This is a genomic window from Okeania sp. SIO3B5 (genome assembly GCF_010692555.1).
Taxonomy (GTDB): Bacteria; Cyanobacteriota; Cyanobacteriia; order Cyanobacteriales; family Microcoleaceae; genus Okeania.
In genome coordinates this window covers 1-7901 of sequence record NZ_JAAHHG010000468.1, presented here as the reverse complement: position 1 = coordinate 7901, position 7901 = coordinate 1, and the positions used below count along the sequence as shown (strand labels likewise).

General features: G+C 35.7%; 3 protein-coding genes. 2 read left to right on the top strand and 1 reads right to left on the bottom strand.

Annotation, left to right across the window (positions count from 1 at the left end; all coding sequences use genetic code 11):
* Positions 1–121 precede the first annotated feature (121 nt).
* Positions 122–4396, bottom strand: a complete 4275-nt coding sequence (locus F6K54_RS35645) for a tetratricopeptide repeat protein (protein WP_293088506.1) — start codon at positions 4394–4396, stop codon at positions 122–124.
* Positions 4397–5049: 653 nt separating this feature from the next.
* Between F6K54_RS35645 and F6K54_RS35640 the strand changes: the two genes are divergently transcribed.
* Positions 5050–5940 carry an NHLP leader peptide family RiPP precursor gene (locus F6K54_RS35640; RefSeq protein ID WP_293088504.1) on the top strand — a complete coding sequence of 297 codons (891 nt, stop codon included), beginning with the start codon at positions 5050–5052 and terminating at the stop codon, positions 5938–5940.
* Between the two features lie 342 nt (positions 5941–6282).
* The gene (locus tag F6K54_RS35635; RefSeq protein WP_293088502.1) at positions 6283–7221 is read left to right on the top strand and encodes an NHLP leader peptide family RiPP precursor; all 939 of its coding nucleotides are present in this window, start codon (positions 6283–6285) and stop codon (positions 7219–7221) included.
* The last annotated feature ends 680 nt before the right edge of the window (positions 7222–7901 follow it).

Genomic DNA, 7901 nt, shown 5'->3' with positions numbered 1-7901 from the left:
TATTAATTATCAATTATTTCCCCTCCTGGGAGGGGTTAGTGGTGGGTTCCCTGTTCCCTGTTCCCAGCTCCGGTGTTCCCTGTTCCCTGTTGCCTGTTGCCTGTTCCCTGTTCCCTGTTCCCTATTTTTCGCTATCCTCTTTCATACTATCAATAGTCTTGATAGTCTTTTCGTATTCTTGTATCTTTCCTTGTTGTTGATAAATTTCTGCTGCTTTATGTAAATCATCAAGAGCCGCTTGAATGTTTCCTAATTCCTTATATCCTTCACTACGAAAAGAATAAGCACGACCGATATTCGGATTAATATCTATAGCACTGCTTTGATCCTTAACCGCTTGAGCATAGTCTTTTAACTTCATATGAATTAACCCTCGGTTAATATAAGCGTCTATTTTTCTCGGATACAATTTTAATACTTCACTATAGTCTACGATCGCTTGCTGCAAATCTCCCATTTCACAGTGAATTAAGCCCAAATTATAGTAGGCCAAACCATACTTAGGGTTAATTTTTAGTGCTGCTTGACAATCAGCGATCGCCTCAGAAAAGACTCCTAATTTCAAACGAGCTAAACCTCGATTATTATAAGCAGGGACATAGTTGGGATGAATGCGTATAGTCTCGCTAAAATCATCAATAGCTCCCTGAAAATCTCCTGCTTGAAAGCGAGCATTTCCAAGATTATTATGTGCTTCGGCATAGTTAGGATTAATTTGTAGAGCTATCTCAAAGTCTCGCATTGCTCCTTCTATATCTCCTAATCTAAATTTGGTAAAGCCTCGGTTATTATGACCTTCAGCATAGTTAGGATTAATTTGTATAGCTGCTTCAAAGTCTTTCATTGCCCCTTTTATATCTTTCATTCTCAGACGTACAATGCCAAGATCGTTATAAGCTTGATGATATTGGGAGTTAAGATGTATAGCGGTCTGAAAATCAGCGACTGCTCCGGGAAAGTTTCCCAGACTTCGCTTAGTGTTACCTCGATGATAAAAAGCTTCTGCATTTTCGGGTTGAAGTTCTACTGCATGGTTTAAGTCTTCTAGAGCACCGCGATGCTCTCCCAGATCGAAACGAACTATACTTCGTTTGATATAAGCATCCACATAATTAGGATTAATTTGTATCACCTGGTTAAAATCTTCTAGAGAACCATTGTTATCTCGCATCAAACGACGGACTATAGCTCGGTTGTAAATAGCTTCAGGATGTTTAGGATTAAGTTTAATTGCTTCGTTGAAGTCGGCCATCGCTCCTTTTATATCTTTCATATCAAACCTAACACTACCTCGTTGGGTATAAGCATCTACAACTTGAGGATTGAGTTTTAATAATGTGCTGAAATCATCAATTGCACCTTGCCTATCTCCAAGGAAGCGCCTGGCAATACCTCGATTATAGTAAGCTTCGATTTTTGTAGGATTAAATTTTATTGCTCGATTGTAATCTGCGATAGCTGCTTTTGGGTCTCCTGCTTTAAAACGAACTACTCCTAAGTTATAGTAAATTTGAGAATCTTGAGGATTAAATTTCAGAGCTTGAGAAAAAAGATTTATGGCTTGATTTAATTTGCCTAATTCTGCATAAGCTGCCCCTAAATTATGATAACTTTGGAGGTCTTTGGGTTCAAGTTTTAATGCTTTGTGAAAATTTGCTATTGCTGCCTTTAAGTTTCCAAATTGAGCCATTATAATACCTTTGTTATTGTAAAATTGATGATTATTTGGGTCTAGTATTATTGCTCGGTTATAGTTTTCTAGAGCGCCAATATTATCTCTTTTTTGTAGTTTAATCAGTCCTTGTTTATGTAGTTCATTTACTCCTCGAATCCTACAGTTTTTGGCTTTTTCTTTCATTCCTGCTATTTGATATTGAGCGATCGCTTTTTCCCATTGTTTTGTCTTTTCAAATTCTTTGGCTCTACACAATGCTGCTTTCTGAGGGATTTTGGCTAATTCATATTCATAAGCAGCTTTAAGCCATTGTTTTTTCTCTTCAAATTCAATAGCTTGGTATTCTGCTTTTTTTTCGGGAATATTCATTTTACAGCGTTTAGCATCAACAAATTTTTCTAGTTCTTCCCATTTTTTTGCTGCTGCTAACCATTCTAAATTTACTTCTAAGTTGTAAGCTTCACAAATTTTTTGCCTCTGGTTTTCTCCAATTTTTTCCCAACATTTTGCTGCTTCTTGCCATTTTTTTAATTTCTCAAATAGTAGTGCAGCTTCTTGCCATTCTTTGAGTTCAAAAAATATTTTTGCTGCTTCATCATAAGCTTGTTTTTGAATTAATAATTTGGCTTGAGCTTGTTTTTCTAAAATTAGATCGCCAGATTTAGTAAAACATTCTTTTGCTTGTTGATAGAATCCTGCTTTCAAATAATATTCCCCTTGTTTACGCCATGTTTCTGAACTAGGATTAACGCGATCGCTTCTTACTAATTCGGGAATTATTGATTGAAATAAACCTGTTAATTCTGGTTCTTGCCACAGCGCACTAAGTTGTGATTCCCAAATATTTAATATTCTACTAGCACGGGTAATTGCTACATAAAGTAAATTTAATTCTAGTTGAAATGCTGGTTTTTCTTTTTCTTTTAGTAAGCCACCTCGTATGACTTTACCCCAAAGTTTTTTTGTAGGCTGAAAAAATTCTACGAGAAAAACTGTATCAAATTCTAATCCTTTTATTTCTTCAATTGTAAAAACAAAACTAGAATTTAGTTCGGCTCTAATTTTTTCTTTATCTGATTCTTGTCTGACTAAAATAGCATCGCCAGGATATAAAGATGTTTCTTTTAATGTTTTTATTAATGTTTGATAATCTGCTGAAATCGTTCTAGCTAATTGACCATTACTGCTGTTTGTATTAGAATAATTTTCTGTGGGTTCTGCCAAGTATCGAGAACGTAATTTCAGTAGTTGATTGGCTAAATTCACTAAGCTTCCTACACTACGAAAATTAAATTTCAAGGTTTGTTTATCTACTTTTCTGTGAGGATAAAATTTATGTTTTAGTTTTTCCCATTGAAAACCACTAGGACTAATCATTTGATAAGAGTCTCCAGCAAAAAATAAATTGCCATGGGGACTAACTAAATTAAATAATAACTCTAATTGTATTTCTGTTAAATCTTGTACCTCATCACAAACAATCAAATCATATTTTTCACTATAATTATTTTCAATTATTTTCAACACTTTTCTGACTAAATCAATTTCATCATACAAATTTTCTTTTTGCAGCTTTTTCTGATACCATTTTGCGATTTTATATATTTCTCTGCGATGCTTTTCCTCCAGATAAACCATACTACTTTTACTAATTTCTTCGTATTCTTGTTCAGATAAAATATCTTCTCTAGTAGCTAACTGCTTACCCTTAATAACACTTCTAATTTCTTCCCATACTAAAGCCGTTGAATATTGTTTCTTTCGAGGATGTGCCTTGTACATCTCCGAAAAAACTTGATAATTTACTTCATCCTGAACATAATATTCTTGATGATGACTACTCAGAATCTCCAAACATAGTTCCTGAAGATTTTTAAACTCAAAAATTATTTGACTTATTTGATGATTTTCTGCTTTTTCTAATTCACTATCTGCGACTATTCTATAAAACTGTTCCTCCGCATGATTAACTAACAAATCATTATAAGCAATATACAAACGTTTCCCTGAATTGTCATACTCTCTTTTTTGCAGCATTCTATATAACGCAACCGTAGTTTTGCCCGTACCAGCACTACCATTTAATAAAAGATTTCCTGAAAGTCTAGCAAGTTCATACTCTTCTGCTGTTAGCTTTAAAGGTAAATCCGTATTTTGTTCAATAATTGCCTTTTGCCATTCCGTTTCCGACTCTAATACTTGCCACTGAATATTTCCTAACAATTCATCATCTGTAAAATCTGAATTTAGTTCCAACTCTAGAGCTTCTACTATGTCAATACTTGTTTTTTCTGCTGCTGAGTATCGATTATTTCCATCTGCGTAATTATCTATATTTTTAAAGTCGCTAGTTTCTAAAACTACCTCTACTTCCTCTGTTTCTAACCATTCTGAATCAGGACTTTTCTTCCTCGCTTTAGCACGTCGTGATACATCATCATGATCTACACAAATATCTTGAATTGCCAGATAAACTTGCATTTTTCCTGTCTCTGGTTCTGATGACTTATTGTAGGTAAAAATTAAGCGACTAGCACTATTAATTCTAGCTTCCCATACTCTTTTATTTATTCCCTTCAGCTTTTTAACTCGTAACCCACTATCAAATTTTTGCTGCTTTAGTTTTTTAATACATTCCCATACTTTTTTTTGTAAATTACTTTCCGCATCTTTTCGGAGAAATTCAACTATATCAGGATGTAAAACAGCAGGCAGTAACATACATTGACTTTCTTACTCTTTGATTTTTATAATCATAAATAGTTTAGCACAATAGTATTTTTAATGTAATCGTAACTGCCTAGCTAGGGTTTGCTGAAAAAGTCTTATGTGTGAGGGTAGAAGTCATTTCAGTTATCAGTTATCAGTTCCTCTACCTGTTTGCGCAGCATTCCGTAGGAAAGCATTGGGATTGAAATACCAAAGTTGATTTTTCTGCTTTTCATCCCCTTAACAGGGGAGACTATTGACCTTATTTTTTGGTCAGGAGCACCTCCTCAGAAGTCAGGAGAAATGGAAATTATAGAAAAAGAGTTTTATGGCTATGTTTTCTATATAAGAAAATGCCTTTTTCAAATTTCTCTCTAACTCTTCTTTCTTCTGTCTTACCTTCATGAATATCAGTTCTGTCTAAACCGGATTTAGTATAAGCAGATACACAAAATTAATTACATATCTATACAAGCTAAAATTTTGGCTTTCTCAAGATATCAGAGAATTAGAATAGGTAAATAATTTTGTTTAGGTACTTAACAAGTATTTATGAATTAGTGTAAAAATACTAAATAAAATATTAATTATATTGCAGTTCCAATAAAAGTAGTTGTATATTAGAATCTAATCAATCTAATTAAGCAATTGTACTCAATCAAAAAATGAAACAAAATCCAACTGCTCTAACGCCTATCTATGAAAAAGCATGGCGTGAACCTCAATTTAAGCAAAGTTTACTCGATAATCCACTTGCTACCTTGCAACAAGAAGGAATGACCTTTCCCGAAGGACTTAATTTCATTGCTGTTGCTGAAACTGATACTCATCGTTATATGGTAATTCCTGTAGAAGGCTCACCAGACAAAAGTGCTGAGACTTTATTAGAATATGTCCGCAGTAAAGCCATGCAGGATGAGGCATTTAAACAATCCTTGTTAGATAATCCTAAAGCAGTTTTAATTGAGGAGTTAGGCCAAGCTATTCCTGAGAAGGTTGAAGTTACTGTAGTTGAGGAAACTGGTGATACTTGTTATTTGGTAATTCCACCTCAACCTGATATGCAGTATGTGATTGAACGGGCATGGCTTGATCCTATCTTTAAACAAAACTTGTTAAGTGAGCCGAAATCTACTTTGGCACAAATTGGTATTGTAGCCGATGATAATCAAGAAATCAAGGTGAAAGAGGAAACTGATTATCAACGCTATATTCTTTTAGAAGATGAAATGAAAACCCAAGAGGGAGAAGAGAATGACCCCTTAACTGCTTTAAAGGTAAAAGCCAGCCAAGACAACACCTTTAAACAAAAATTAATCCAAAGTCCTAAGCAGACTATTGAAGAAGAATTAGGGTTCACTCTTCCTTCTTGGGTTGAAGTAGAAGTTCTAGAAGAAACTCCCAATACATCTTATTTTATCATACCCCATTTACCCTCAGAAGAGGAAGTAGAGTCGGAAGAAATGATGGCTGTTACTGGTGGTTGGCGTCGTCGTTGGCGTCCTCGTTGGCGTCCTCGTGTTGATATTCGGATAGGCATAGGCATACGCTGGTAAATACTTATTGGAAATTTTCCATCAAGTGATACCAGCTAAGTACTTCATGCTGAAGTTTCAGAGGCTGTTCTCAATTCCTGTTAAATTCTGAAGTTGCCCTGGGTTAGCTTCGACGTATAGTTTTCCCTCGGCAACTCTATGATATGAGTTGTTGGCACTTTTTCTGAACCTTATTAACTTAATAATAAGGTGAAATTCTTGCTATCCTGCCGTCTCCTCCTCTTTTCTAACGAAGAGCGATCGCAATCCTTGAAAAAATCTTAAGTAGATCGCATTAAAAATAAAAATAGTGTAGATTAAAAAACTAAATCTACAGATTAAGCAATTGTACTCAATCAAAAAATGAAAGAAAACCCAACTGTTTTAACGCCTATTTATGAAAAAGCATGGCGTGAACCTCAATTTAAGCAAAGTTTACTCGATAATCCACTTGCTACCTTGCAACAAGAAGGAATGACCTTTCCCGAAGGACTTAATTTCATTGCTGTTGCTGAAACTGATACTCATCGTTATATCGTAATTCCTGTGGAAGGCTCACCAGACAAAGGTGCTGAGACTTTATTAGAATATGTCCGCAGTAAAGCCATGCAGGATGGGGAATTTAAACAATCCTTGTTAGCTAATCCTAAAGCAGTTTTAAGCGAAGAATTAGGCCAAGCTATTCCTGAGAATGTTCAAGTAACTGTAGTTGAGGAAACTGCTGAAACTCGTTATTTGGTGATTCCACCTCAACCGGATATGCAGTATGTGATTGAACGGGCATGGCAAGATCCTATCTTTAAACAAAACCTGTTAAGTGAACCCAAATCTACTTTGGCACAGATTGGTATTATAGCCGATGAGAATCAAGAAATCAAGGTGAAAGAAGAAACTGATTTTCAACGCTATATTCTTTTAGAAGATGAAATGAAAACCCAAGAAGGAGAAGAGAATGACCCCTTAAGTGCTTTAAAGGTAAAAGCCAGCCAAGACAACACCTTTAAACAAAAATTAATCCAAAGTCCTAAGCAGACTATTGAAGAAGAATTAGGGTTCACTCTTCCTTCTTGGGTTGAAGTAGAAGTTCTGGAAGAAACTTCTAATACATCTTATTTTATCATACCACATTTACCCTCAGAAGAGGAAGTGGAATCGGAAGAAATAATGGCTGTTACTGGTGGTTGGCGTCGTCGTGGTCGTTGGATTCGTGCTCGTGGTAGTTGGGGCGTTCGCTTTGGACGTGGTGGCGGTTTCAATTATACTAGCCGTAGTGGCACACGCCGTTGGTCTATCGGGTGGTAAATACTTATTAGGAATTTTCCATCATAGAGATATCCAGTCTAGCACTTCATAAATTTGCTGTGGTTCTCTCACCTGACGGAAGATGTTCTAGAACCCACTATGTTTATTCCCCAAACAGGTAAACGTCTCGGCAAAATGTTGGGTGTTTACCCAGGACAACAAACCAGGGTCGTCTTCTATTGACTTCTATCCCTGTGAGGGTCTTGGTATCTTCCTCAGCTCTATGATACGAGTCGTTGGCACTCATCAATAGGAAACACTTTTTGTTTGAGTGTATTCCAACGACTCTGCTTTTTGTAGCTTCAGCTCCTTCTAAATTATGAAGTTGGTCTGGGCCAGCTTTGGTGTATAGAATTTTGCCTCGGCAGCTCTGTGAGATGAGTTGTTGGCACTTTTTATGAACCTTTCCTCTTTTCTAACGAAGAGCGATCGCAATCCTTGAAAAAATCTTAAGTAGATCGCATTACAAATAAAAATAGTGTAGATTAAAAAACTAAATCTACACATTAAGCAATTGTACTCAATCAAAAAATGAAAGAAAACCCAACTGGTTTAACGCCTATCTATGAAAAAGCATGGCGTGAACCTCAATTTAAGCAAAGTTTACTCGATAATCCACTTGCTACCTTGCAACAAGAAGGAATGACCTTTCCCGAAGGACTTAATTTCATTGCTGTTGC